Source organism: Pseudomonas sp. HD6515, from assembly GCF_024971855.1.
Taxonomy (GTDB): Bacteria; Pseudomonadota; Gammaproteobacteria; order Pseudomonadales; family Pseudomonadaceae; genus Aquipseudomonas; species Aquipseudomonas alloputida.
In genome coordinates this window covers 135,919-161,643 of record NZ_CP079828.1, presented here as the reverse complement: position 1 = coordinate 161,643, position 25,725 = coordinate 135,919, and the positions used below count along the sequence as shown (strand labels likewise).

At 54.3% G+C, this 25,725-nt stretch carries 20 protein-coding genes and 6 pseudogenes; 14 read left to right on the top strand and 12 right to left on the bottom strand.

Translation table 11 applies throughout. The features are described 5' to 3' along the window. Positions 1-16 precede the first annotated feature (16 nt). The 4 genes and pseudogenes from KW568_RS29820 to KW568_RS29805 all read left to right on the top strand — a co-directional run. Positions 17-202: a hypothetical protein gene (locus KW568_RS29820; RefSeq protein WP_004575968.1), complete on the top strand. Its 186-nt coding sequence runs from the start codon at positions 17-19 to the stop codon at positions 200-202. 101 nt (positions 203-303) lie between these two features. Then, the gene (gene istA, locus KW568_RS29815; RefSeq protein ID WP_080574871.1) at positions 304-1,794 is read left to right on the top strand and encodes an IS21 family transposase; all 1,491 of its coding nucleotides are present in this window, start codon (positions 304-306) and stop codon (positions 1,792-1,794) included. After that, positions 1,787-2,588 (top strand): annotated as a pseudogene (istB, locus tag KW568_RS29810) (IS21-like element helper ATPase IstB). Before istA ends, istB (KW568_RS29810) begins: the two are co-directional and overlap by 8 nt. 189 nt (positions 2,589-2,777) lie before the next feature. Further along, a pseudogene (locus KW568_RS29805) lies at positions 2,778-2,924 on the top strand (multicopper oxidase domain-containing protein); the annotation flags it as partial. Positions 2,925-2,967: 43 nt separating this feature from the next. On the opposite strand, the gene KW568_RS29800 reads toward KW568_RS29805, so the two are convergent. Both KW568_RS29800 and tnpB read right to left on the bottom strand, forming a co-directional pair. After that, complete coding sequence (locus KW568_RS29800; RefSeq protein WP_029885958.1) at positions 2,968-4,500, bottom strand: IS66-like element ISPpu13 family transposase; 1,533 nt, start codon at positions 4,498-4,500, stop codon at positions 2,968-2,970. A gap of 18 nt (positions 4,501-4,518) precedes the next feature. Continuing rightward, on the bottom strand, positions 4,519-4,878 hold the full coding sequence (tnpB, locus tag KW568_RS29795) for an IS66 family insertion sequence element accessory protein TnpB (RefSeq protein WP_010954006.1): 360 nt from the start codon (positions 4,876-4,878) through the stop codon (positions 4,519-4,521). Between the two features lie 86 nt (positions 4,879-4,964). Here tnpB and KW568_RS29790 point away from each other — a divergent pair. The 5 genes and pseudogenes from KW568_RS29790 to KW568_RS29770 all read left to right on the top strand — a co-directional run. After that, positions 4,965-6,617, top strand: a pseudogene (locus KW568_RS29790) (copper resistance system multicopper oxidase); the annotation flags it as partial. Between the two features lie 12 nt (positions 6,618-6,629). After that, complete coding sequence (locus KW568_RS29785; RefSeq protein WP_146018932.1) at positions 6,630-6,878, top strand: hypothetical protein; 249 nt, start codon at positions 6,630-6,632, stop codon at positions 6,876-6,878. Then, positions 6,850-7,890 carry a copper resistance protein B gene (locus tag KW568_RS29780; RefSeq protein WP_028700055.1) on the top strand — a complete coding sequence of 347 codons (1,041 nt, stop codon included), beginning with the start codon at positions 6,850-6,852 and terminating at the stop codon, positions 7,888-7,890. The genes KW568_RS29785 and KW568_RS29780 overlap by 29 nt, the downstream gene beginning before the upstream one ends. A 199-nt stretch (positions 7,891-8,089) precedes the next feature. Beyond that, positions 8,090-9,070, top strand: a complete 981-nt coding sequence (locus KW568_RS29775) for an IS5-like element ISPa41 family transposase (RefSeq protein WP_003117291.1) — start codon at positions 8,090-8,092, stop codon at positions 9,068-9,070. Positions 9,071-9,168: 98 nt separating this feature from the next. After that, entirely contained in the window at positions 9,169-9,630 is a 462-nt protein-coding gene (locus KW568_RS29770) for a DUF411 domain-containing protein (RefSeq protein ID WP_259539373.1), read from the top strand. 401 nt (positions 9,631-10,031) lie between these two features. On the opposite strand, the gene KW568_RS29765 is transcribed toward KW568_RS29770, so the two are convergent. The 3 genes and pseudogenes from KW568_RS29765 to istB (KW568_RS29755) form a co-directional block, all read right to left on the bottom strand. Beyond that, a complete protein-coding gene (locus KW568_RS29765) occupies positions 10,032-11,357 on the bottom strand; it encodes an OprD family porin (RefSeq protein ID WP_004576072.1) in 1,326 nt (441 codons plus the stop codon). Positions 11,358-11,573: 216 nt separating this feature from the next. Then, on the bottom strand, positions 11,574-11,909 hold the full coding sequence (locus KW568_RS29760) for a DUF2790 domain-containing protein (RefSeq protein ID WP_028700053.1): 336 nt from the start codon (positions 11,907-11,909) through the stop codon (positions 11,574-11,576). Positions 11,910-12,566: 657 nt separating this feature from the next. Beyond that, positions 12,567-13,076 (bottom strand): annotated as a pseudogene (istB, locus tag KW568_RS29755) (IS21-like element ISPre4 family helper ATPase IstB); the annotation flags it as partial. Positions 13,077-13,543: 467 nt separating this feature from the next. Here istB (KW568_RS29755) and KW568_RS30980 point away from each other — a divergent pair. After that, a pseudogene (locus KW568_RS30980) lies at positions 13,544-14,086 on the top strand (hypothetical protein). A 237-nt stretch (positions 14,087-14,323) separates the two neighbouring features. Here the strand turns inward: KW568_RS30980 and KW568_RS29745 are convergent. Both KW568_RS29745 and KW568_RS29740 read right to left on the bottom strand, forming a co-directional pair. Then, the gene (locus KW568_RS29745) at positions 14,324-14,998 is read right to left on the bottom strand and encodes a heavy metal response regulator transcription factor (protein WP_042132657.1); all 675 of its coding nucleotides are present in this window, start codon (positions 14,996-14,998) and stop codon (positions 14,324-14,326) included. A 243-nt stretch (positions 14,999-15,241) separates the two neighbouring features. Beyond that, positions 15,242-16,222 carry an IS5-like element ISPa41 family transposase gene (locus KW568_RS29740; RefSeq protein ID WP_014003920.1) on the bottom strand — a complete coding sequence of 327 codons (981 nt, stop codon included), beginning with the start codon at positions 16,220-16,222 and terminating at the stop codon, positions 15,242-15,244. Positions 16,223-16,542: 320 nt separating this feature from the next. On the opposite strand from KW568_RS29740, the gene KW568_RS29735 reads away from it, so the two are divergent. The 4 genes from KW568_RS29735 to KW568_RS29720 all read left to right on the top strand — a co-directional run bounded on the left by KW568_RS29735 (position 16,543) and on the right by KW568_RS29720 (position 20,113). Beyond that, positions 16,543-16,962 carry a GtrA family protein gene (locus KW568_RS29735; RefSeq protein WP_004576006.1) on the top strand — a complete coding sequence of 140 codons (420 nt, stop codon included), beginning with the start codon at positions 16,543-16,545 and terminating at the stop codon, positions 16,960-16,962. Next, positions 16,928-17,911 carry a glycosyltransferase family 2 protein gene (locus KW568_RS29730; RefSeq protein ID WP_024718166.1) on the top strand — a complete coding sequence of 328 codons (984 nt, stop codon included), beginning with the start codon at positions 16,928-16,930 and terminating at the stop codon, positions 17,909-17,911. Before KW568_RS29735 ends, KW568_RS29730 begins: the two co-directional genes overlap by 35 nt. Beyond that, positions 17,905-19,359 (top strand): glycosyltransferase family 39 protein, encoded by a 1,455-nt coding sequence (locus tag KW568_RS29725; RefSeq protein ID WP_004576008.1) that lies wholly within the window; start codon positions 17,905-17,907, stop codon positions 19,357-19,359. Before KW568_RS29730 ends, KW568_RS29725 begins: the two co-directional genes overlap by 7 nt. 166 nt (positions 19,360-19,525) lie before the next feature. After that, positions 19,526-20,113: a hypothetical protein gene (locus tag KW568_RS29720; RefSeq protein WP_004576009.1), complete on the top strand. Its 588-nt coding sequence runs from the start codon at positions 19,526-19,528 to the stop codon at positions 20,111-20,113. A gap of 58 nt (positions 20,114-20,171) precedes the next feature. Here the strand turns inward: KW568_RS29720 and KW568_RS29715 are convergent, their stop codons facing one another. From KW568_RS29715 to KW568_RS29695, 5 genes and pseudogenes are all read right to left on the bottom strand, one after another. Then, positions 20,172-21,590 (bottom strand): heavy metal sensor histidine kinase, encoded by a 1,419-nt coding sequence (locus KW568_RS29715; RefSeq protein WP_004576010.1) that lies wholly within the window; start codon positions 21,588-21,590, stop codon positions 20,172-20,174. Then, a pseudogene (locus KW568_RS29710) lies at positions 21,587-22,261 on the bottom strand (heavy metal response regulator transcription factor). The gene KW568_RS29715 and the pseudogene KW568_RS29710 overlap by 4 nt, the downstream one beginning before the upstream one ends. Positions 22,262-22,997: 736 nt before the next feature. Continuing rightward, positions 22,998-24,287: an ISL3-like element ISPpu12 family transposase gene (locus tag KW568_RS29705; protein WP_004574636.1), complete on the bottom strand. Its 1,290-nt coding sequence runs from the start codon at positions 24,285-24,287 to the stop codon at positions 22,998-23,000. Positions 24,288-24,308: 21 nt separating this feature from the next. Continuing rightward, positions 24,309-24,821, bottom strand: a complete 513-nt coding sequence (lspA, locus tag KW568_RS29700; protein ID WP_004574638.1) for a signal peptidase II — start codon at positions 24,819-24,821, stop codon at positions 24,309-24,311. Between the two features lie 3 nt (positions 24,822-24,824). Further along, positions 24,825-25,721 carry a cation transporter gene (locus KW568_RS29695; protein ID WP_004574643.1) on the bottom strand — a complete coding sequence of 299 codons (897 nt, stop codon included), beginning with the start codon at positions 25,719-25,721 and terminating at the stop codon, positions 24,825-24,827. Positions 25,722-25,725: the final 4 nt, after the last annotated feature.

Below are 25,725 nucleotides of genomic sequence, written 5' to 3'. Positions count from 1 at the left end.
CTAGGATCGTGTGGCCATGGACAAAAAATCAGAAGGTTTAATAGCCGACTTGGCAGGGTTGAAACTTGAGTTAGATACGCTTAAGGCTAAGGGCGTTAATACTTTAATGTATTCCTTGCTGAAGCAGAAATATCAGGAGAAGTATAAGGCTGCCTTGGCATTGGTAGAGGGCCTTCCTGTGTTGCCGCTGACCGAAAACTGACCCAGTTTCGCCCATTGTGCTGACTGAAAACTGACCCAGGTGTTCCACTGTACCTGCTCAATTTTTGAGCAGGAGAACACAGGGTGATCAGCATGGAAATGATGGGCAAAATTCGGCGGATGTATTTCCGCGACAAGCTGTCGTTGCATGAGATAGCCAAGCGCACCGGCCTGTCGCGCAACACCATCCGAAAATGGGTCAGAGCGTCGGAGTCCAAGCAGCCGGTTTATCAGCGTCGAGCCGTGTTCAACAAGCTCAGTCCCTTTCACGAGATGTTGGAGCAGGCGCTGCGGGCTGATGCCTTGAGGGCCAAGCAACATCGTCGCAGTGCCAAGGCGCTGCTGGCCATGATCCGCGCTGAAGGCTATGACGGCGGCTACAGCCAGCTCACTGCCTTCGTTCGTCATTGGCGCGGAGAGCAAGGCAAGGCGGTACGGGCATTTGTGCCGTTGGCGTTCGCATTGGGCGAGGCCTTCCAGTTCGATTGGAGCGAGGAAGGCCTGCTGATTGGCGGTGTTTTCCGACGTGTCCAGGTCGCGCACATGAAGCTATGTGCCAGCCGAGCCTTCTGGCTAGTGGCCTATCCCAGCCAAGGGCATGAAATGCTGTTCGATGCCCATACCCGCTCATTCGCCGCCATGGGCGGCGTGCCGCGTCGCGGCATCTACGACAACATGAAAACGGCGGTCGACAAGGTCTCCAAGGGTAAAGGCCGCACGGTCAACGCTCGCTTCATGGTGATGTGCTCGCACTACCTGTTCGACCCGGACTTCTGCAACGTAGCGTCCGGCTGGGAAAAAGGTATCGTCGAAAAGAATGTCCAAGATAGTCGGCGCCGCATCTGGCTGTCTGCCTGCGACAATACTTTCCATAGCTTCGAAGAGTTGAATGCCTGGCTTGCCCAGCGCTGTCGGGCTCTGTGGCACGAGCTGATCCATCCGCAGTACAACGGCCTCACCGTTGCAGAAGTCTTAGAACTGGAGCGCGTCGAAATGATGCCGATGCCGACGCCTTTCGACGGTTATGTAGAGCGCACGGTTCGCGTTTCCAGCACCTGTCTGATCAACGTGGCCCGCAACCGCTATTCAGTACCCTGTGAGCGTGTTGGCCAGTGGGTCAGCAGTCGGCTCTATCCCTCGCGAATCGTCGTGATTGCCGATGATGGTGTGATTGCCAGCCACGAGCGCCTGTTTGATCGCGATCAGGTCAGCTACGACTGGCAACACTATATCCCCCTCATTGAGCGTAAACCGGGAGCCCTACGCAATGGTGCCCCGTTTGCCGACCTACCCAAGCCACTACGCCTGCTCAGGCGCGGGCTGCGGCGGCATCTACAGGGTGATCGGGTCATGACCCAGGTCTTGGCCGCCGTGCCCGTCGCTGGCCTGGATGCTGTCCTCGTAGCGGTTGAGCTGGTTTTGGAATCTGGCAGCCTGAGCGCTGACCACATCCTCAATATCGTGGCCCGTCTGACCACCCGTGAAGCACCACCCTCGGTCGAAACCAACCTGCAACTGAAAGTTACCCCTATCGCCAATACCGCGCGCTATGACCGGTTGCGCAGCACAGATGAGGAGGTGCGCAATGCGTGATCTTACAGAGGAACTCAAAGACTTACGCCTGCACGGCATGGCCACTGCCTGGGCAGATCTGGCCGCACAAGGTGAATCCACCACCGCCTCATCGAAATGGCTGATCGAGCATCTCCTCGATCAGGAACACGCCGACCGGGCAGTGCGCTCGGTACATCATCAGATGAATATGGCGAAACTGCCCATACACCGCGATCTGGCTGGCTTCGACTTCGGTGTATCCAGCGCTGATGCCCGGCTGATCAAGGAACTGTCCACTCTGACCTTCACCGACACAGCTCAAAATGTGGTGTTCATCGGCGGCCCTGGCACCGGTAAAACGCACCTCGCCACCGCCCTGGCGGTGGCCAGCATCACCCAACACAACAAGCGTGTACGCTTCCACTCCACGGTCGATCTGGTCAACCTGCTGGAGCGTGAGAAGCACGAGGGTAAGACAGGGCGTATCGCCCGAGGACTACTGCGTGCAGATCTGGTAATCCTTGATGAGCTTGGCTACCTACCTTTCAGCCAGAGCGGCGGGGCCTTGCTGTTCCACTTTGCTCTCTAAGCTTTACGAGCACACCAGTGTGATCATCACCACCAACCTCAGCTTCGCCGAATGGTCGAGCGTATTTGGCGACGCCAAGATGACCACGGCCTTGCTCGACCGATTGACCCACCACTGCCACATCGTCGAGACGGGGAATGAATCGTACCGCCTGCAAAACAGCACCTTAGTGGCCAAGACCAAGATCCAGGCGAGGGAGCGCAGGCGACAGGATATCGAGGAGGCGGAGGACGACCCGTTTTGACCTCTTTGGGCTGGCCTTGCTGAGTGCAGGGTCAGCACTTTTACGACGCTGTCGACTGCTAGGCTTATCCACAATTGCCGGGGTCTAAATCGGCAAGCAGCCCTGGGTCATTTTTCAATCGGCAGGGTGGGTCAATTTTCAATCAGCGCCGACACCGTGGCAAGCCCGGGCTTTCCAAGCGTGCTAACTGGCAACGAGTTTGATCTGTTTATTGGTGAAACCCCTGTAAACATCACTGGCTCAGCACGTACCGCAATGACCATTAATGGCACATTGCCGGGGCCGCTGCTTCGCTGGCGTGAAGGGGAGACCGTTACGCTGCGTGTGAAAAACCGTAAGCGCTCCATAAACCCCACCTAACCAAAGATGGGCAGCGCACCTAGCTGTGTATGTGAGGTGTGCAATTCCATGGCAGTAGCGCTTCGTAGTCTTCGACTGAGCACGCCTGCGGCAGGCGTTCCAGTGCGTGGCGCAGCCACGCATAGGGTTCTTGGCCGTTGGCTTTGGCCGTTTCTACCAAGCTGTAAAGTTGTGCGCTGGCAGTGGCACCTTTGGGCGTGTCACTGAACAACCAGTTCTTTCTCCCGATGACAAACGGGCGGATCGCACGCTCGGCCGCGTTGTTGTCCATCGGCAAGTAGCCGTGCTCGACGTAGCGTTCCAATTTGCTCCAGTTGCTGGCCAAGTAACCGATGGCCTTGCCCAAGGCATTCTGCGTCGTGACCTGAGGTTGCGTTTTCTCTACCCAGTTTTTCAGCTGAGTCAGCAATGGCAGGCTGCGCTCCATGCGGGCAACCTTACGATCTTCGTCGTCACTGTCCTTCAAGTCGCGCTCGACGCCATAGAGCTTATTGATCAGGTTCAATGCGATGTCAGCGCGTCCTGTTTTGCCCTTGGGCTGTACTTTCTGCGCTTCGACGAACTTGCGGCGCGCGTGCGCCCAGCAGCCCAATCGCTCCAGCCCGTCCTGTGCGGCCAGCGCGTTGTAACCGGCGTAGTCGTCGGTCATGACATAGCCGCGATAGCCGTCCAGCAGGCGCACCGGCACCTCCTGCGCTCGGCTGGTGGCGTAGTCGAAAAGGATCACCGGGCGATCAGGTGGGCCGCCGGTTTGCACCCACATCCAGGATTGGCTGCTGGGCTCACGACCAGGCTCTTTCAACACCTGCACACGTGTTTCATCACAGTGGATGATCCGACTGTTCAACAGGCTTTCGCGCATCAGATTCAGCAGCGGCTGAAAGTGCTCGCTGCATTGAATCACCCAGCGTGCCAGGGTCTGGCGCGGGATATCGATACCGTGACGCCCCAGCACTTTTTCGAAGCGGTGAAGCGGCAAGCCGTCTACGTATTTGGTGGTCAGCAGCATGGCCAGCACACTCGGGCTGGCCATGCTTTTCTCGATCATCTGGGCGGGCTTGTCCGCCGTTACGGGCGCTGACTCGCAGTCCCGGCAGCCGTACACCTTGCGAACATGTTTGATGACGCGAATCTGCATCGGGACGATTTCAAGTTGTTCGCTGACTTCTTCACCGATGGCATGTTTACGGCAGCCACAAGCGCAGGTCAGTTCATGCTCGGGCAGTTCGTGGACAACTTCGATACGCGGCAAATCAGCTGGCAGCGGCTTGCGCTTGCCACGGCGTTTGGTTGGCGCAACGACTTCTTCGTCGTCAGCCTCATCCAAGGGCTCGGCCAGGCTTTCCGCTTCGTCGAAGAGTGGCAACTGTGGTGTCGCCGTATCGCCAGTCTGCTCGGTCTTGCGCCCGAACAAGCGCTGGCGCAACAGCGCAACTTCCTCTTCGAGATGAACGATCTTGCCCTTGTCGGACGCGCGCTCGTGGATCATCTGCTCAAGCAGTTGCTTGAGCAGAACAGGATCGTCAGGGAGGTTTTCGGGCATGGAAATCATGCCGCGGATTATACCGAATCAGGCGACGTATCGAGGCGTCAAAACCTGATGCGGACGGTTGCGCCAGAGGTCGAAGCCATCGAGTAGCCAGTTCAGTTCCTGAACGGTCAGGACAATGGCGACGTCAGTCGGATCAGGTGAAGTTTTGAAACGTTCGGACTCCAGGCGTTTGAGCCAGAGGCAGAAGCCGTTGCGTTCCCAATACAGGATCTTCACGCGGTTGCGCGGCTTGTTGAGGAAGACGAAAAGCACTGGGTCGAACACCGCCACTTTGATATCGAGTTCGACCAATGCGGCCAGGCCATCGATGGATTTTCGAAAGTCGACAGGCTTGGGGTAGAGGTACACTTTTTCGACTTTGGCGTCGGGTCGCATCATGGTCGGCGAGCTCCAGAAAGAAATCGGGAGCACAGCATCGAGGATCAGGTAAGCGCTTTGAATGTGGGGTTCATGGAGCGCTTACGAAAAACCGTCTCGATGAAGACACCTCTATCCATTGGCATGGAATCATCCTGCCGGCCAATATGGATGGGGTGCCGGGACTGAGTTTTCACGGTATTGCTCCTGATGGCATGTACGAGTACAAATTTAAGGTTCACCAGAACGGGACGTACTGGTACCACAGCCACTCAGGCCTGCAGGAGCAAGCGGGTGTTTACGGACCAATCGTAATCGACTCGAAAGAGCCAGAGCCTTTCAAGTACGACCGCGATTATGTGGTGATGCTAACTGACTGGACGGATGAAGCCCCTAGTCGTGTAATGGCCAAGCTCAAGAAGCAGTCCGGCTACTACAATCATCATAAACGTACCGTTGGTGACTTCATCAACGACGTCAGCGACAAAGGCTGGGCCGCGACAATAGCTGATAGGAAGATGTGGGCTGAAATGAACATGAGCCCAACTGACCTCGGTGATGTCAGCGCAGATACATACACTTACCTTATGAATGGCCAGGCTCCTAATAGCAACTGGACTGGTATTTTCAAGCCAGGAGAGAAGCTGCGATTGCGCTTCATCAACGGCTCTGCCATGAGCTATTTCGATGTTCGCATCCCAGGCCTGAAAATGACGGTAGTGGCTGCCGATGGTCAGTATGTCAAGCCAGTCAGCGTCGATGAATTCCGCATAGCAGTGGCAGAAACTTATGACGTAATTGTGGAGCCAGCCACTGAGGAAGCTTACACAATTTTCGCTCAATCCATGGACCGAACCGGCTATGCCCGCGGGACTTTGGCCGTACGCGAAGGACTGAAGTCATCAATTCCAGCAATTGACCCACGACCTATCATCACTATGGATGACATGGGGATGGGCGGTATGGCAGGCATGGACCATGGGGGCATGGCTGGCATGGGAGGTGATGGCATGTCTGGTATGGCCGGCATGGATCACAGCAAGATGACGGGTATGTCCTCAAGCGATATGACCGGCATGGGCGGTGGCGACATGCCTAACATGGCCGGTATGGACCATAGCAAGATGGCAGGCATGGACAAAGCTGACATGCCCACGATGGCCGGCATGGATCACAGCAAGATGGCTGGGATGGACCATAGTGGCATGCCAGGAATGGCTGGCATGGGGGCGGAGATGCAGAGTCACCCATCGTCAGAAACCAACAACCCATTGGTTGATATGCAAGCCATGACTCCAGCACCGAAGTTAAACGATCCTGGAATCGGGTTGCGGAATAATGGTCGTCGTGTGCTTACTTATTCTGACTTGCGGAGTACGTTCCAAGATCCTGATGGTCGCGAGCCTAATCGCACCATCGAGTTGCATTTGACCGGCCACATGGAGAAGTTTTCGTGGTCTTTTAACGGTATCAAATTCTCTGATGCCGAGCCGCTTCGCCTCAAGTACGGTGAGCGCCTTCGTATCACACTGGTGAATGACACTATGATGACCCACCCCATCCACCTCCACGGTATGTGGAGTGACTTGGAGGATGAGAACGGTCAGTTTATGGTGCGCAAGCACACGATCGATATGCCACCAGGAACCAAACGCAGCTATCGCGTCACGGCCGATGCCCTAGGACGCTGGGCTTACCACTGCCACCTGCTTTTCCATATGGAAATGGGCATGTTCCGTGAAGTTCGGGTCGATGAGTAAAGGAGACGATCTGTGAGCAAATACCCGAATCGTAAATCCTTGGTGAGTTACGCCTTAGCCATCGGCTTGTTGGGTGCTGTTTCGTCTGTGGTACTGGCGGCAGAGGTGATTGGCGATAGCATTCTTACGGCAAATGCGGTCGCAACCAGCGAGCCGGGAACCAAAACAAGCGGATATGAACCTGTTCACGGTTCTATGGATCACAGGAAAATGAGCCATGAGTCGGTGGATCATGACCCAAAAATCAAAAGGGCAGATTGAGATCATGACCAACAAATTTTTACGGCCGACCCTTGTGGCGCTGGCTGTTTCTGTCAGTCCTGCATTCTTGGGCATTGCACATGCGGCCGAAGAAATGGAGCATTCGAAGGCAATGCCATCAGCTAAGGACTCAAATCCATCGACAATGTCACAGATTGAGCCAACCAAATCTAAAGACAGTCCTATGGATCACTCCAAGATGGATCACGGTTCAATGGGCACCATGGATCACAGCATGATGAACATGGGCGACGGACAAATGGACGGGATGGAGAGTATGGGCGGAGGGGCTGCCACGACCAGTCGAACCCCTATCCCGGTGCTTACCGATACTGATCGCGCCGCAGCCTTTCCACCGGTGGCCGGGCATGGCGTTCACGATAAGAGCTTAAACTCGTTTATTTTGCTTGATAAGCTTGAGTATCAGGATGCGGACAATGGAAGCGCTTTGGCTTGGGATGCCAAGGGGTGGGTTGGTGGTGATATTGATCGTTTATGGCTGCGCTCCGAAGGCGAGCGCACCAATGGCGTAACAGAAAGTGCTGAACTCCAGGCGCTCTGGGGGCATGCGATCAGTCCGTGGTGGGATGTCGTCACTGGCGTTCGCCAAGATTTCAAACCTGGCTCGCCGCAGACCTGGGGAGCCCTGGGTATTCAGGGTATGGCTCTCTATAACTTTGAAGCCGAAGCAACAGCTTTCATCGGCGAAAATGGCCAAACCGCGGCTCGGTTTGAAGGTGATTATGACATTCTGCTCACCAACCGCCTAATCTTGCAACCAACGTTTGAAGCGAACCTCTATGGGAAGAACGACCCACAGCGCGGTATTGGTTCCGGGTTAGCTAACACCGAAGTAGGCCTACGATTGCGCTACGAACTTATCCGTGAATTCGCCCCCTATATTGGCATCTCCTGGAATCGTTCTTACGGGAAGACTGCCGATTTGGCCAGTGATGAAGGAGAAAATACCAATGAAGCTAGATTTGTAGTTGGTGTTAGAATGTGGTTTTGAGCCAAAGATATAGCTTGTTCCAATCTACTTAATACTTGGTTCAAAAGTGAGGCTTCGTAAAGAGTTCGCAGAACCACGAAGCCCCTTTACGGTAAGAGAGCTGATCATGCAAAACAGAGTAAAACTGCGAACCTTAGGGAATCTCCGAACAAGCCTTCAGTTATGCGAGAATCCCCGCAACACCTGATCCGAGCCGCCCATGAGCCAGATGAGCTTTTCCGACTTTGAGTACGCCGGCAAGCGCAAGCAAACCCGCCGAGAGCGCTTCCTCGCCGAAATGGATCAGGTGGTGCCCTGGGCAGGCCTGCTGGAGCTGATCGAACCGTTCTACCCCAAGGCCGGCGGCGGTAGAAAACCCTATCCTCTGGAAACCATGCTGCGCATCCATCTGTTGCAGAACTGGTTCTCCCTGAGCGACCCGGCCATGGAGGAAGCGCTCTACGAAATCACGCCCATGCGCCAGTTCGCACGCCTGACGCTGAGCGCGCCAATCCCCGAAGACACCACGATCATGAACTTCCGGCACTTGCTGGAGAAGCATCAGCTCGCACCGGCAATCCTTGCGGTCATCAATGGTTATCTGCAGGAAAAAGGCCTGTCGCTGCGCCAAGGCACCATCGTCGATGCCACCATTATTCATGCCCCCAGCTCGACCAAAAATAAAGAAGGCAAGCGTGATCCCGAGATGCACCAGACCAAGAAAGGCGGTCAGTATTTCTTCGGGATGAAGGCGCACATCGGTGCCGATGTCGAGTCCGGCCTGGTGCATCACGTCCATGGCACCGCTGCCAATGTGGCCGATGTCACGCAGGTGGCTGAACTGCTGCATGGCGAAGAAAACGCCGTGTATGCAGATGCCGGTTACACCGGTGTCGAAAGGCGCGAAGAGCATGAAAATCGGGGGGTGATCTGGCAGATTGCAGCGCGTCGCAGCACCTATTCCAAGCTGAACCAGCGCAGCGTACTGTACAAAGCCAAGCGCAAGATCGAGTTCTGCAAGGCTCAGACACGGGCCAAGGTCGAGCATCCGTTTCGCGTGATCAAGCGGCAGTTTGGTTACGTGAAAATACGTTTTCGTGGGCTGATGAAAAACACGGCTCAGTTGACCACGCTGTTCGCCCTGGCAAACCTGTGGAGGGTTCGAAAACAGCTCATGGGTATGGGTGAGGTTCGCGTTTAACACGGAGAACCGGTCGAAAAAGCTCTCCGTACATGATTTTTCGGTCACTTTTCGTCCAATGACGCTGTAGGTGCCTGGAAAATTGCAACTTGCCGCGGCTGCACGACAAGTTGATCGGAGCATCCTTAGGCATTGCGACATTTGCAGCCTTGTTTATTGGCACCGCAGCGTATGCTACAGACCCCATGAAAATTGATGTTTATCGTGATGCAAACTGCGGTTGCTGCAAAAAATGGGTTCAATACTTGAAAGACAGCGGACTTACCGTAGTCGATCATGTCGAAATGGATATGAGTTCGACTAAGCAGAAGTTTGGCGTTCCCCCCAGGCTTTCGTCGTGCCATACCGCAGTCATTAATGGGAAGTTTGTTGAGGGCCATGTGCCAGTCGAGCAGATTTTCACGATCAGCAATCGCGATGATCTAATGGGGATTGCAGCGCCGGGCATGCCGGCAGGTTCTCCTGGGATGGAAGTTGGTGGGAAGCGAGACGCCTATCAGATTATTGGTTTGACCAAGACAGGAATCGATGAGGTGATTATGGACTACCCAGCTATTTGAATATTGTGAGCTGCGCCCTCGTAAAGCCATGGCGTAGGGCGCTCGTATTTCATCAGCACGTTAAATTCAAATTCCTGTGATGCTTAATGAGCAGATTTCTTTTAGTTAGGGCGCATTCATAATGCTCTAGGCTCAGAAAAAACTCAACACATCTTTCAGCTCGTATGTCTATGCTATTTGTAATCAGTGTCATTTTCTCGATATGAATCGCCAGCTAAATTGCTCAGTATTCTAGTCGCAACGTGCTATGTCGATTGTAAATGGCAAGCAATTGCTAGCTGATTCTTAAGCCGGATAAAAAAGGCGCCTTAAGGGCGCCTAAACCGTCTCCAAACTAAAGGAGTAACAAGGGGACGGGTGTACTTGAAAAACAAACGCCGAAGATCGGTAACCGATGGCTACTATAGCAGCTGCAATGGATATTCGATGATTAGACGGACCTCATTCAAATCTGACTCGAAGTCTGTTGCCCGAGTCGTTGCCTGGCGAACACGGAATGACATGTCCTTCAAAGAACCTGATTGAACGACGTACTTCGCTTCAATGTCTCGCTCCCAGCGCTTTTGATCTCGCAGAGGATCACCATCTTCGCCCCTTCGCATATAGATACTGTTTGCATTCGAATAGTCCGCATCCCAGCCCTTAGCGTAGCGAGTCATGAAACTCAGGCCAGGTATGCCGAAAGCTTGCATGTCCAAGTCATAACGTAGCTGCAGCGATTGCTCTTTAGGGGAGTTAAAGTCGCTGTACTGGATGGAGTTATCCAGAAAAATGGAGTCTGACTGACGTAAGTAATCAAAATCATCATTACCATTGTTCCGTTGATATCCAACGCTCACTGTGTGAGCGCCAAACTTGATTCCGGCCTTACCACTCCAGATATTGTTATCGAAACTACCCAGTAGCTTTTTCCCCTCATCGACAGCCCGGTAGTAATTCAACCCACCTATCAGCGTCATGTTTTCCGAGAGCGGATAGCTCAAAGTGGTGCCCGCGTAGTACTGGTTCCAGACATCTTTGAATTGGCTAGTGTAAAGGCTTACGCCGAGATGCTCGTTGACAGTGTAATCACCGCCCAAGTAGGCAATCCAAGGCGCATCAACTGCCCCGGCATAGAAGGTTGCGAAGCCGTCACGCATACTACTGGAGTTGGGTTGGCTCATAGCATGTAGACGCCCACCCTGAAGGCTGAGGTCTTTGATGCTGGTATTTGTAAACGTTATACCTCGAAAGCTTTCCGGTAGCAATCGAGAGTCTCCGTATGCAACAACAGGTGTAGACGGGAACACATCGCCGACCCTGACAATTGTATCCAGAAAACTAGCCTTTGCGGCCCCGCCTACTTTCGAGTAGGTATCTTCTGGCTGGCCTTTGCTATTATAGGGCATTACATCTATCGAACTACGAGCTCCGGAGCGCCCATCACCAGAGTCTAGCTTGATTCCCTGCATTGCAAACAAGTCGACACCTAAACCTACGGTGCCTTGAGTGAACCCTGACTCGAATCGCCCAATTATGGCGTGAGCCCATTCTTCGGCATAGCCGTTTCCGGTAGGGCTGGAATGCCCCTTACGATAATCTCGATTGATATAGAAGTTTCGGTTGAGCACATTGATAGAGCTCCCCTCGATAAATCCATCCGGTTTTTGCTCCGCCGCCACTGCGACTTGCCCGATGCTCATTCCAAGGGCAATCAAAGAAAGGCCATAAATACTTTTATTATTCATTTAACACTCCAGGCTTCAGCTTGGCAGAGCTTCAATGTGAATTGCTTTCTTGTCATTATAGAAATCACAGGCACGCAGCAAGTGCTAACGTGTCGGCAGCCATGATTTCGCATGAAGCATAACCCCGGAGTGACCTGAAAATTACTTTTATGTCAGTATAATGAAAGCTTTCCTCGTAGGGCTAAAATAACAAAGAGTCAGTTGTGCTTTTACGGGCTAGCCTCCGTGCGGGCAATCGCTACCCATAACCCGATACTCTACTGTATTGAGCTTGCCGCTTGAGTCTTCATAAGTCATGCGAGAGGGAGCGACGCTACAGTTCTTATTGGCTTGTGTGACGCTAACAATTTTTTTGATATCAAGATCCATGCCGTACTTATAGTGAACGACTTCAGGAGCGGCCTTGCCATTTCTTACAGCGTACTGCTCCATGGCCCTTTGGTTTTCCTGAATCATTCGGCCGTATACACGATCTCCTCCACCCTCTGCAACTGCTAAAGATGAGATGGCACTCAAAACTGAAAAAACGGCAAATGCCTTAATTACATTCATGATTTTCTCCAAAAGCTTACTCATTCCTAGCTATAGGGTAGCGTTATACACCTTTCAGAAAGCTGCCATGGAGATTACTTGTTCGTCAGGAATCTCAAGAGATTCTGAGGTCATGTAGATAGCGGGTTTGGGGGCTTTGCGAAACCTGCAGTTGCTTTTAAACACGCTACGTGGACTACCAGGCCTGCCAAGGCGCTGGTGAAACAGCAGCTGGGGAGTGATTGCCGGCGTATTGTTCGTGTTGCCTTCGCTGTTCATTGTGATCGAACCTGGCACGCCTGGAAGTGGGAGGCCAGCCTTCCGAGGTATCGGTATCGAGCTGTAGGTTCACAAAATAGGTGATAGGCCAGGCCTCGTGAAATGGGAAGCTTGGCCATTTTTTTGTGAAGTGAAGGGGGGTTTTTCACAAAAAAGCTGAGAAGACCCTACCCACATCTCACAAAAGCTGAGTAGCCCCCCACCAGCTGACCGACATGAGCGCTTCTTTGGAGCGGCTGCAGAAAGGTTTGCGAGGACCATCCAAAACAAATTGCGGATTCCACGACACTTGGACACTCAGCCCACGATCATTTGGACACTCGTTCCACGCTCACTTGGACACCTAATCCACGTCCACTTGGACAGGCAGTCGGAGCGCAGCGACGCAGGTTTGCATTGTTAGTCTGAAGTCCCTGTCGTCGTCAATTTCGTTGCGCGCCTGCGCATCGATTCGCCCTTCAGTTCGATCCGGTAAGCGTTGTGCACCAGCCGATCGAGGATCGCGTCGCCCAAGGTCGGATCGCCGATCAGTGCGTGCCACTTGTCTACCGGCATCTGGCTGGTCACCAGCGTCGAGCGGTTGCCGTAGCGGTCGTCCAGCAGTTCGAGCATGTCGCGCCGTTGTGCGGCGGTAAACGGCGCCAGGCCCCAGTCGTCCAGGATCAGCAAGTCGGTCTTGGCATAACCCGCCATCAGTTTCGCGAAGCGCCCATCGCCGTGGGCTAGGCCCAGCTCTTCCATCAAGCGCGGCAGGCGCAGATAGCGCACGCTGTAGCCGTCGCGGCAGGCCTTGTGGGCCAGCGCGCAGGCGAGCCAGGTTTTGCCTACGCCGGTTGGGCCGCCGATGATCAGGTTCAGGCCGTCGCGCAGCCACTGGCCGCTGCCCAGTTGCAGGATCAGCGCCTTGTTGGATGTAGCGTCCAGCGATTACGGTCAGCTCTGGCCGCAGTATGGCTACGAGCCGTGGTCTGCTGAAGTGGAGGTCTTCCATAACCCTATGGCACTACATCCGGTGCCTAACGAGCTGATACCAGAAGTCACCCACTGGAGAGAAGTGAATGGAAGAGTCGAGTGCGAATCTTTCTATGATGTATCAATACTCCGATCCAGGACACTCGTCCTGAGTGCTAACGCTAAGGTTCCGTCACTTGATGAGTTACTGACAGCAGCCAGTCCTCCCGAGCTCTGACGGCGACGGGGTGGATGCATCTTTGCCACGCAGGTAGATGAGGATTACTCAGCAAGCTACCCAGTAAGGGAAGGACATGAGCCCCCTGCGCAATCCACAACCGTTGAAGCGTCAGCTCTCTTCGGGTAAAAGAGTGACCTTCTTACAACGTTACAACAGTGTCATCCTCGAAAGCATAGGAAGAGAAATGTCGACCCAAGGACTAAACCGATTCATCGGAGGCAAGATTCACGCCGTGATAATGATGGCCCTACTAAAGCGGGAAATGATACGCCTCGGCATATGCACCGTCATGGCACTTGTTCTGAATGCGATCTTGTATACCGGCGTTGAAATAGACGGCACCATCAAGCCGTGGGCAGAAACGCCGATAAAACTATTCGCATAATCAATGTTATTCGCCTTCATTATTAAGGCTTTTCTGCCACTTCTTGGGTGGACAATTCTGAAAGCAGTTCTACTGAGTGCGAATAATGCTTTCAGCGGTATCCTGAGTTTTTTGGGAAACCAGTTCACAGGGGTCATGTACTGCACTGGAATCATCCTGTGATCTGTCACGTTTAAGCAGTATATGATTTCTGGGGTTTTAGATTCAGAAATGGTTTCCCTGTCCGCAATCGTATTTTCTTCCGGGATTTTATATTTCTATGTGCTGCAATGCGCCATTCAAAAAACAATGAGTCCAGCTCTGCGTACACCAGCAGTACCGCGTTCAACCACTAGGCTGTGACTATTCCGCCTCTGGCGCTCAGTAGACGCTCGATCTGCTGAACTCTTACCCATGCATACGTAGCCGTTAATGGCCAGGCTCGCCTTCGACTTTATGAAGAAGGCGAGCATCCGCGTGCTTGATTGCCTACCTCATTTGTTGGGTGAGGAATCAGTACTGCGGATCGCAAACAGAAACCCCAAGCGCGCATGCGACGGGAGTATACAGCCGATTTTCGGTACCTAGAGAGCTTGGCAATTATCGCTTTTCAAGCACATACCCTACGCCCCGAAGCGTATGTATCAGCTTGGTCTCGAAAGGGTCATCTATCTTGGCTCTGAGTCTTCGAATCGACACCTCTACAACGTTTGTATCACAGTCAAAGTTCATATCCCAAACCTGCGAGATAATCTGTGTACGGCTCAGTACTACGCCACTATTACGCATCAGATAATGCAATAATGCGAATTCTTTCGTAGTCAAATCAATGCGCTGGCCATCCCTGAAGGCTCTGTGCCGGCTCTGATCAAGCTCCAGGTCAGCCACGCGAATAACCTCTGCTGATGCGGGGTGATCTGACCTGCGCATCAAAGCGCGAACCCGGGCCAGCAGCTCAGGGAATTCGAATGGTTTGATCAGGTAGTCATCTGCGCCGTTCTCTAGCCCTCGGACCTTATCCGCCAGCCGGCTTCTCGCCGTCAGCATCATGATGCGGGAAGGGCAATTTTTGCGGCGCAATAACTCAAGAACCTGCCAACCATCCATCTCTGGGAGGTTTATATCGAGAATAATCAGCTCGTATTCGTGCTGCTTGGCCAAGAATAATCCATCTGAGCCGGTGTGGACGCAATCTACGACATAGCCACACTCCGTCAGACCTTGACGCACATACTCCGCAGTTTTTACTTCATCCTCAATTACCAGAATTCGCATGGGATTTTGTCTCGATATCACTGAGCAATTAACCGCGCACGCGCGCCGGCATTATTGAAAGGGATGGTAAATCAAAATGAGCGTGCCGGGGCTCAAATGACGGATTTGTAATTTCTAGGGATGCTCCGATCAACTTGTCGTGCAGCCGCGGCAAGTTGCAATTTTCCAGGCACCTACAGCGTCATTGGACGAAAAGTGACCGAAAAATCATGTACGGAGAGCTTTTTCGACCGGTTCTCCGTGTTAAACGCGAACCTCACCCATACCCATGAGCTGTTTTCGAACCCTCCACAGGTTTGCCAGGGCGAACAGCGTGGTCAACTGAGCCGTGTTTTTCATCAGCCCACGAAAACGTACTTTCACGTAACCAAACTGCCGCTTGATCACGCGAAACGGATGCTCGACCTTGGCCCGTGTCTGAGCCTTGCAGAACTCGATCTTGCGCTTGGCTTTGTACAGTACGCTGCGCTGGTTCAGCTTGGAATAGGTGCTGCGACGCGCTGCAATCTGCCAGATCACCCCCCGATTTTCATGCTCTTCGCGCCTTTCGACACCGGTGTAACCGGCATCTGCATACACGGCGTTTTCTTCGCCATGCAGCAGTTCAGCCACCTGCGTGACATCGGCCACATTGGCAGCGGTGCCATGGACGTGATGCACCAGGCCGGACTCGACATCGGCACCGATGTGCGCCTTCATCCCGAAGAAATACTGACCGCCTTTCTTGGTCTGGTGCATCTCGGGATCACGCTTGCCTTCTTTATTTTTGGTCGAGCTGGGGGCATGAATAATGGTGGCATCGACGATGGTGCCTTGGCGCAGCGACAGGCCTTTTTCCTGCAGATAACCATTGATGACCGCAAGGATTGCCGGTGCGAGCTGATGCTTCTCCAGCAAGTGCCGGAAGTTCATGATCGTGGTGTCTTCGGGGATTGGCGCGCTCAGCGTCAGGCGTGCGAACTGGCGCATGGGCGTGATTTCGTAGAGCGCTTCTTCCATGGCCGGGTCGCTCAGGGAGAACCAGTTCTGCAACAGATGGATGCGCAGCATGGTTTCCAGAGGATAGGGTTTTCTACCGCCGCCGGCCTTGGGGTAGAACGGTTCGATCAGCTCCAGCAGGCCTGCCCAGGGCACCACCTGATCCATTTCGGCGAGGAAGCGCTCTCGGCGGGTCTGCTTGCGCTTGCCGGCGTACTCAAAGTCGGAAAAGCTCATCTGGCTCATGGGCGGCTCGGATCAGGTGTTGCGGGGATTCTCGCATAACTGAAGGCTTGTTCGGAGATTCCTTAGGTCCCCCTTAATTCGGGGAATCTATCTCAATGATGCCCAGCATTTCCTTATGCTTTCAACATTGTAATCCACAGGTCATGCATACGTTATCGGAAGCCTTTTATTTCGAAAGCGTAATTTTCAAGTAATCCCTTTGATATTGTGCCGTGCTATCGTAGTGCGCCACTTTATTTCTTGCCATATATGGATCCAGCTAATTGCGCATTTACATTTATTTCACTATTTTTTCACCTTTGCCTCCATAGGCTTTGGCAATGGACAATCAAACCAAACCTCTTATTAACTTACTGATTCGTTATCTGGGAATCGGCTTCATAGCAACGGGATTCCATTATGCGGTGTTCCTGGTGCTGGTTACGACAGAGTTCGCTACTCCGTTGCTGGCCAGTATCTGTGGCGGCATGGTTGGAGCCATTGCAAGCTTTATTGGAAATAGGGCGCTCTGTTTTGTGGCAGATGGCTCTCGTAAGTTTCAGCCTGTCAGGTTTGCACTGGTCGTGTTAGCCACAAACTTCGGCAATGGCGTGGGTATGTGGGTCCTCATCAAGTCGAATCTGTCACCTCTCATCTCCCAAATCGTAGTGACCTTAAGCCTCACTGCACTTGGATTCATTGCACATCGTTTTTGGACATTCAATCATGCAGACATTACATCGCTTTCCCGAGCGCCCTGATCCGTTGTTAACCATTGTGGTCCCTTGCTTCGAGGAAGAGGAAACCATCCCCGAGTTCCACCAGCGCATCACCCGCGTGGTGAAGCGATTATCCGTCTCCTGCGAAATCCTCTATGTCGACGACGGCAGTAAAGACCGGACGGCCGACATTCTTCGCCACTATCAGGATGGGTCATCTGTACGTTACCTGTCTCTGAGTCGCAACTTCGGCAAAGAGGCTGCACTGAGCGCCGGGATAGACCATGCCCGTGGCAGTGCGCTGATCTTCATTGATGTCGACCTGCAGGACCCACCAGAGCTCATCGCGGCCATGGTGGACTACTGGCAACGCGGCTACGACGTGGTGAACATGCAGCGTAACCTGAGAATCGGTGATTCGTGGTTTAAGCGCATGAGTGCCCGGGCATACTACTGGGTCATGCATCGCCTGGTGGAGAAGGTGGACATGCCGACCGATGTCAGTGATTTCCGATTGATTGGACCTGCTCCGCTGGCAGCACTGCGGGCGCTGGACGAGCGCTCCAGGATTCTCAAAGGCATGATTGGCTGGGTAGGCTTTCGTACCATCGAACTACCCTACAATCGTACTGTTCGCCATGCCGGAAGCACCAAGTGGAATGCAGCTGGCCTGTTCAATCTGGCCATCGAGAGTATCGTCAGCTTCTCTCGCAAACCGCTGCGCATCTTCAGCCTCATCAGTTTCGGACTTTTCGTCTCCAGCATCTGCTACATGCTTGCGTCGCTCGTGGCTGGCAGTTTCGACATCCATCACCTGCTCGTCGGAATGGCTTCATTCATGTGCGTCGGTGTCGCCATGGTGGGGGAGTACCTTGGCGTGACACTCGCGGAAGTGAAGCGCCGGCCTCTCTATTTCCTGAAGCACAGCAGCAAGGCGGATCCAGTGTCACTCCACCCTTCGATGGCTTCGATCGAGGGTAAGAAATGCTGAGCCTGAAGAACGAGAGGACGCTGTGGTGGGTCCTGGGTTCGATACTGCTATTGCGTTTGGTGGGGCTGGGCATCTACCCATTGATGGACACATCGGAGGCTCGCTACGCTGAAATGGCTCGCAAGATGGTCGAGTTGAATGACTGGATCACGCCTATGTTCGATTACGGGGTACCGTTCTGGGGCAAGCCACCGCTGTCCTTCTGGACCCAGGCCGCGAGCATGACGGTCTTCGGCGTTAACGAGTTCGCTGCGCGTTTCCCAGCGTGGCTACTGCACTTGGCAAGCTGTTTCATCATCATCAAACTCGGCACGCAGCAGATTTCTCGTAACGCCGGAATCTGGGCTGCCATTATCTTTTCCAGCACCACCCTTGGCCTGGTCTCCAGCGGTGTTGTGCTGACTGACCCTGTTTTGTCGTTCTCGATTCTGCTGGCCAGCTACGGTTTCTGGCGTTGGATGAAGTGCGCCAGCAAGGCGGATGCCTACCTGATGTTCGCAGGTCTCGGGCTGGGCTTGCTTGCCAAAGGGCCGCTGACCCTGGTGCTTATGGGGGCGCCGGCATTCGCCTGGTTCGTTATCTACAAGGAATGGGGACGGGTACTGAAGCTTCCCTGGATCAGCGGCCTTGTGCTTATGTTCGGTATATCCGTGCCTTGGTATGTCGCGGCCGAGATGAAAACGCCCGGCTTCATGGAGTACTTCTTCGTTGGTGAGCACTGGAGCCGCTACGTCGTCAGTAACTGGGCGGGCGACCTGTATGGCAGTGCTCATGCAAAGCCATATGGCACCATCTGGATCCAGCTCGGATTGTCGCTCCTTCCATGGGCCTTGTTCCTACCACTGCTGATCCGCAAGCGTGGATCGATGCAGCGCTTCGAAGCCTACCTATGGCTCTGGGCCTTGGCGACACCGGTCTTCTTCACATTCGCTGGCAACATTCTGTGGACCTACCTGCTACCTGCACTGCCAGCTTGGGCATTGCTGCTGTCCGCACGGATCAGCGAAGTTGGCCCGAAGACCACCTGGGCTTCCGCTGCGAGCGCTTTAGTGTTGCCAATCATCGGTGCGGGCATCATCTACGCCGGAGTACTAGAAGAGCGACCACAGAATCAGCGAGATGTGGTTCAAGCGTGGCTGAATGTGCAGACCGCTCACTCTGCTCCCCTGATCTATCCTGGCCGCCGCTCATACTCATCGGAGTTTTACAGCAGCGGGAAGTCCGAGAACATCAAGGATCCTGCCCAGTGGCCGCAGGATGGCTCGTTCTATCTGTCCAGACGCTTGCGAGACAGCAAGGATGGTCTGCCCGCTGATCTGGCTTGCACCCCGATCACCGAAGCGAACGCCAGCCAGCTCCTGCTTTGCCATTGGAAACGTACCGTACAAGGTGCCGAGGGTCTGGCTGGAGAAAGCAATGCGGGAACGCCTCGCAAGAACGAAGGCTAAATTCCATGCACAAAAAAGCCAGGTTTTTACCCTGGCTTTTTTGTCGATTACTTTCGTCATTTGAACAACACTGTCGAGGGCGACTAAGAACCTTCTCTAAAATTACAATTTTGATATCTAGCGCGTTAATTCCGCGCGGCGTTGTTGGCCGCCCTAGGAGATAGCCATGAATGATATAGAACCCTGGGCAATTGCTATCAGTGACTTTCGCCGCTGCACTGAAAAACTCACTGTCCAACTCGATGAGCTGACCTCGCAAACGCTCACCTCAAGCGCTGTTCTGGAGAGGTCGAACGAACTGGTGGAGCAGGTGGACGCTGTCGGCCGGCAGATTCAGGAGGAGGTGCGAAAGGCAGAGAAGGCTTGGTCGAATGCGGAAGAGGTTGCCTTGCGCGCCGCTGCAGCAGCGTATTCAGCCGCATGCCGCGGAGTTGACACCGCCATCCAGCCACTGATCTCGGAGCTTACAGTAGCTACAAAGGCCGCGGACGCCTCTATGCAGGAGCTCAAGCGTGCACCGGTTCTGGCCAAGCGTTATGTGATGGTGGTCGCCACGGCGTTCTTCATCCTGGCGCTGATCTGTGTCTACTCGACCATGCGCCTGATCGATGCCGCCGGCAGCGTAAGTGCCCAAGAGAAAGTGAATGCTCAGTACTTCTCCCACCTGTGGAAGAACGCCAGTCCTGACGAACAGAAGATTATTAAGTCAGTGATTCTGCGGTCGCCCATGGACACTGTGGTCCTCCGGCACTGATGCATTGAGGCAAACTAAAAGGCCCGTCGATTGACGGGCCTAATCATGTCTGCGCGGTTTAAGCGGCGTTCATTGCCGGCTGCAGTTGCTGGGCTGCGGGAAAGTGAAGGTGGAACCAGGTGAAGTTTTCTTCGGTCACCTCGACGCTCGCCGACCCCTGGTGCAGGCTCATGATCGACTGAACGATGGCCAAGCCAAGACCGGTACCGCCTTCGCTCCGTGCTCGGCTCTTGTCCACACGGTAGAACCGCTCAAACAAGTGCGCGTGGTGTTCCTTGGCAATACCGCGGCCGGGGTTGCCGACACTCAACGTCGTACCGCTCGCACTATGCTGCACCTTCACGAAGACCGTGCGGCCGCGAGGGCAGTATCGGATCGCATTTGACACGAGGTTCGAGACGGCTCGTTGAACCATCAGACGGTTCCCGCGTACCACATCATCACTGCCAGAGATCTGCAGCTGGATCTCGCCTTCCTCTGCCGAAATGCTGAAGAGGTCGCACACGCGCTGGACCTCGTCGACCAAGGAGACGGGTTCGAACTCCACCATGGATGCTGGATGACTGACCTGGGCCAAGAACAGCATGTCGGAAACCATGCGGCTCATGCGGTCCAGCTCTTCTGTGCACGACTCCAGAACCTCCCGGTATTCGGAAAGCGATCGTTCTCTGGTCAAGGCAACCTGAGCCTTGCCCATTAGGTTGGAGAGCGGTGCCCGAAGTTCGTGAGCAAGGTCGTCAGAGAACTGCGATAGCTGCTGAACCCCATCATCCAGGCGAGCCAGCATGATGTTAATGCCGTCGGCGAGCATTTTGAGTTCTGCCGGCATCCCATCAGTTGGAAGGCGATGGTCGAGGCTCTCGGTTGAGATTTTCGACGCGATCTTGAGGAACTTGGTCAGTGGCAGCAGGCCTCTGCGCACAGTCCACCAGCCAATGGCCAGGATCAGTGCGAGGATGACGGGGGACATCATCAGGGCCCAGGTCAGCAACGCATCGAGCAGCGCCTCACTGGATGACTGGTCCATGGTCATGTAGACGCTGACCTCTGTTCCATCGCCCAAGCGCATGATTCGAGAAGCACTCAGCAGAGGACGGTCCTGCGTATCACGCCATTCGTGCTCTTTGGGGTGGGCCGCCGGCTGAAACTTGTGCACCTCCAGATTGACCTGTTTCGAGCCAATCGAGAGCAGGGGAGTATGATTCTGTGAGGTATCGAATATGCTCACATACAGGTTGTTGTGGCCCATGACCAAATCGACAAGCTGATGCGCATCCGCGTTGACGCCGGAGATGTCCGGGATGGTGGACAGGTTGTGAGCCATCCCCGCCATCTTTACTTCCAGGTCCGCTCTGGCATTTCTTTCCAGAGCCTTGCCTACCATCATATAGCCGAAGGTGGCGAACAGAAGCAGCAACGCTGCGCTCATCAACCCAACTTTTAACCCCAGCTTTGCAGCCAGGCTGAATGGCCTCATGCGCGTTCCTCAAAAACGTACCCAACGCCACGAAGCGTGTGAATGAGCTTGGTTTCAAACGGGTCATCGATCTTCGACCGCTAGCGCCGTATGGCTACATCGATGACATTGGTGTCGCAATCGAAATTCATATCCCAGACCAACGAGATGATCTGAGAGCGAGTCAGCGCTTCGCCCGTTCGGCTCATGAGCAGGTGCAGAAGCGCAAATTCCTTGGTGGTGAGATCGATGCGTGTGCCACCGCGGAAGACGCGATGGCGGACGGAGTCGAGTTCCAGATCGGCAATTTTCAGCGAGCTCTTCTCGACTAACTCATCACCACGGCGTTGCAGCGAACGGATGCGAGCAAGCAGTTCAGGGAATTCGAATGGCTTCACAAGGTAGTCATCCGCGCCGCCGTCCAAGCCCTTGAGCTTGTCATTGATGCGTCCGCGGGCGGTCAGCATGATGATGCGGACCCGGCTGGTCTTACGGATGGTTTCCAGCAGGTCCCAGCCGTCGATACCCGGGAGGTTCACGTCCAGAAGGACCAACGAATAGACATTAGTGTTGAACAAGTGCAGGGCATCTACACCGTTGTGCACGATATCTACGACATACCCGCTTTCGGATAGGCCCTGCTGAAGATATTCGGCAGTTTTAATTTCGTCTTCCACAACTAGAACGCGCATAACTTATCTCAAGGTGTGAGGAAGGAGTTGGCCATAATCCGCCAAGATTATGGTTGCAGGCTGTTCGAAAGTTTGGCTGAGGGTATGGCATGTGGTAGTCGCTACCTCTGTCCATACGCCGGGTCACCTGAGGACGCTTGAATCTTAACGCGAAGAAGCTGGCCGCGGCGAAATCCTACAAATTTGTAATGTAGCCGCAAGATTTCTGACAGTCATGCAGGCTCCACCACTAAGCATAGTGGATTCTGGGGCCTGCGGCGGTGTCCGACAGATTCGCCTGGCAGGTGGAATCGGTCAGGACAGGCAGCATTTCGGTCGTCAGCTTGCAGGGCTCGTACCGGCCTTGGATAGAGAGCGCCACGCAGGCAGTACCCATGCTCGGCATCAAACTGCTGCGCCTTTCTGCGAATTAGTTCACGTGGCGGCTCAGTATTCTCTCGAATAATTACCTTACAATCTATTACATGTCCAAATTGTAATTGCGCGATCATCTTGGTGTTAGCCTACTTTGCTAGTTTAAGGGCAGCGGAAGAGGCATCGCTGCTTTGGAAATTGTCTCATTTCAAAGCAGCTTGGCAAGAGCAACGGGCAGTTGTTCGCGTCAGTGCATTCACCTGTAAACCATACGCTCCTTTGGTAGGTGAATTTTAGCGCCCCCCCTACGGGCGCTTTTTTATTGGGTATACGGATTTAATGGTTGATGGGGCACCTTCACCCCATCAATCTGATACCACCCTCAGATGGTTGATAGATCGACTCCGTAGTTGAGTTCCTCTGCGAAGTCCGGCAGTCCGTAACCGATGGTTTTCTTGTAGAAAGGAGAGACCTTCGCAGTCGGTGCCTTCTTCTTGTGCTTCGTGGTGTAGAGCATTCGTGCCCGCATCACCTCGAAGGAGTAACCGCGCCCTTCACGGTTCTTGTCCTTGGCCAGTCGGTTGATGGACTCCGTGTAAGCGTTGGTGACGGGCATGTCCGTCTCGAAGTAGGTCATGGTCTCTTCGCGCCAGTTTCCCACTGCCCTGACCAGATCGCTCCAGACTTCCTTTTGGCCCTTCGGGATGGTGGCTATCCACTCGTCCAGGGCGGCTTCTGCCTGGAGCCGTGTGGTGGCGTCCCAGATGCCGTAGAAGCGCTCCTTGTGCTCGTAGGCGGCCAGCAGTTGCGGGAACGCGCCTGTCCAGGTCTCCATGATGAGGCGCTCCCGGTCTGAGACTTCGTGAGCGCGTTTCAGCAGGATTTTCCGGTCTCCCTTGAGAGTCCGGCTCTGGGACGGTTTCAGCTCCTTTCTGAGGCCCTTGCGCACTCTCTCTAGGGCATCGTTGGCCATGCGCACCACATGGAACTTATCGACCACGATACGGGCCTGGGGCAGCACAGCCTTGACCGCTGCCCGGTAGGGGTTCCACATGTCCATGCTGACGATCTCGACCTTCTGCCGGTCTTTCAGCTTCATCAGGTAGTTGGTCACCACGTCCTGGCGGCGGGTGGCCAGCAGGTCGAGCAGGGTTCGCTCCTCAATGTTGGTCAGAATGCAGCGGTAGCGCTTGTTCAGGTATAGCTCGTCAATGCCCAGGATGCGGGGCGTCTCGAAGCGGTGCCAGCGCCCCAGGAACTCGGCGCGGGCGTTGAAGATGTCGCGCACCGTCTTCTCGTCCAGGCCGGTCTGTGCCGCCACAAAGGTGTAGGGGTGGTTGAAGGATTCCTTCTCCACGTACTCATGCAGCCGCAGTGTCATACGGAATCCGTCCACCATCTCCGGTAGCTGGGGCCTGAATGTTGTCTTGCAGGCCCGGCAGGTGTATCGGCGGCGGACCACCCAGAGAGTGACCCGCTTGCCGTGGATGGGCAGATCACGATAGGGAACGTCACGCTTGCCGAACCGTACGAACTCACCCTGCACGCCGCATTCCTCGCAGGCGATGGGATCGGGCACGTCCACCTGGAAGTGCATTTCGTCGTCGGTTGATTTGCAGCCCAGTACTTGGTATTGCGGCAGGTGAAGGATGTTGTCGGGAAGTTCGGTCATGGTGTTGTATAGGCGTAGGTGTCAGTCAGATCCATCCGGCTCGGCATTGGTGTTTGCTTTTTTACCCAACAAGCTGCTGGAAACGAAAAGTAAGGCACCGAGGACAATTGCAATATCAGCCAGGTTGAAGGCCGGCCAATGCCAGTCTCGCCAATAGAAATCAAAGGAATCCACAACATAGCCGCGAAAGACCCGGTCAATCAGGTTGCCCATGGCGCCACCGAGGATAAGACTGTAAGCGATGGCTTCTCCTTTATGACGATTTTCAAGGATCAGCTTGATCAGAAAAATCGAGACCACTACCGCGATTCCGATAAAAAAGTAGCGCTGCCAGCATCCACCATTCGCAAAAAGACTGAATGCGGCACCGGTGTTCCATAGGTGCACCCAGTTAAAGAACGGGGTCACCGAAACATACTCGCCATAGGCCATTGATTGCTGCACCAGCCACTTTACAGCCTGATCAGACGCTGCCAGCAGGCCCGATATGGACAATAGGGCATACGGCGAGAGCTTTTTGCCAATAATGAGCATTATTTAACCCTTCAACGCCAAAATGCGTCTGGCACCGTTAAGTACAATGCCCCCCGCGATGGTGCCGATAATCAGATCCGGATAATTGGAACCGGTCCACGCGACCAGGGCGCCGGCGGTGATGACCCCCAGGTTGATCACCACGTCGTTGGCCGAGAATATCCAGCTTGCCTTCATGTGCGCCCCGCCTTCCCGATGTTTGGATATGAGCAGCAGACAACTGGTATTGGCAATCAATGCGACGAATGCGATAGCCATCATCACCAGCGATTCAGGCTCACTACCGAATACAAAGCGTCTCACCACCTCTACGAGCACGCCCACAGCCAAGATCAGTTGCAGTACACCAGCAAGATGCGCGGCACGTACCTGCATTTTCACGCTATGTCCAACCGCATAAAGGGCAAGCCCGTACACCGCCGCATCGGCAAAATTGTCCAGGGATTCTCCAATCAGGCCGGTGGACTGGGCGATCAGACCGGCAGTCATTTCCACCACGAACAGAAGTGCATTGATGCCGAGCAACCAGCGCAGGGTCCCGGATTCTTGCTTAGCAGAAGCTGCCGAAAACTCGGCGGCCTTGATGGTCTCCGGATTTGCAGCGACGGTTTCCTGAAGCGAGGCGCCTAGCCCCAAGGTCTTCAGTTTCGAGGTGACGGGCTCGACCTCGCCGTCATGCACGACCTTCAGCCGGCGGTTCGACAAGTCGAAGGACAGCGCCCGAATCTCCTCAAAGCCGTTCAGGGCTAGGCGAATCATTCGTTCTTCTGATGGACAGTCCATCTTCGGCACGGCATAAACACTGACCCATCTCCCTGGCGCCTCGGAGGAGGCCTGTATATCGGTATCCGCTGCGGACGTTGCATCACCGCCACAGGCGCCACCACAGGATTTGCTCATGATA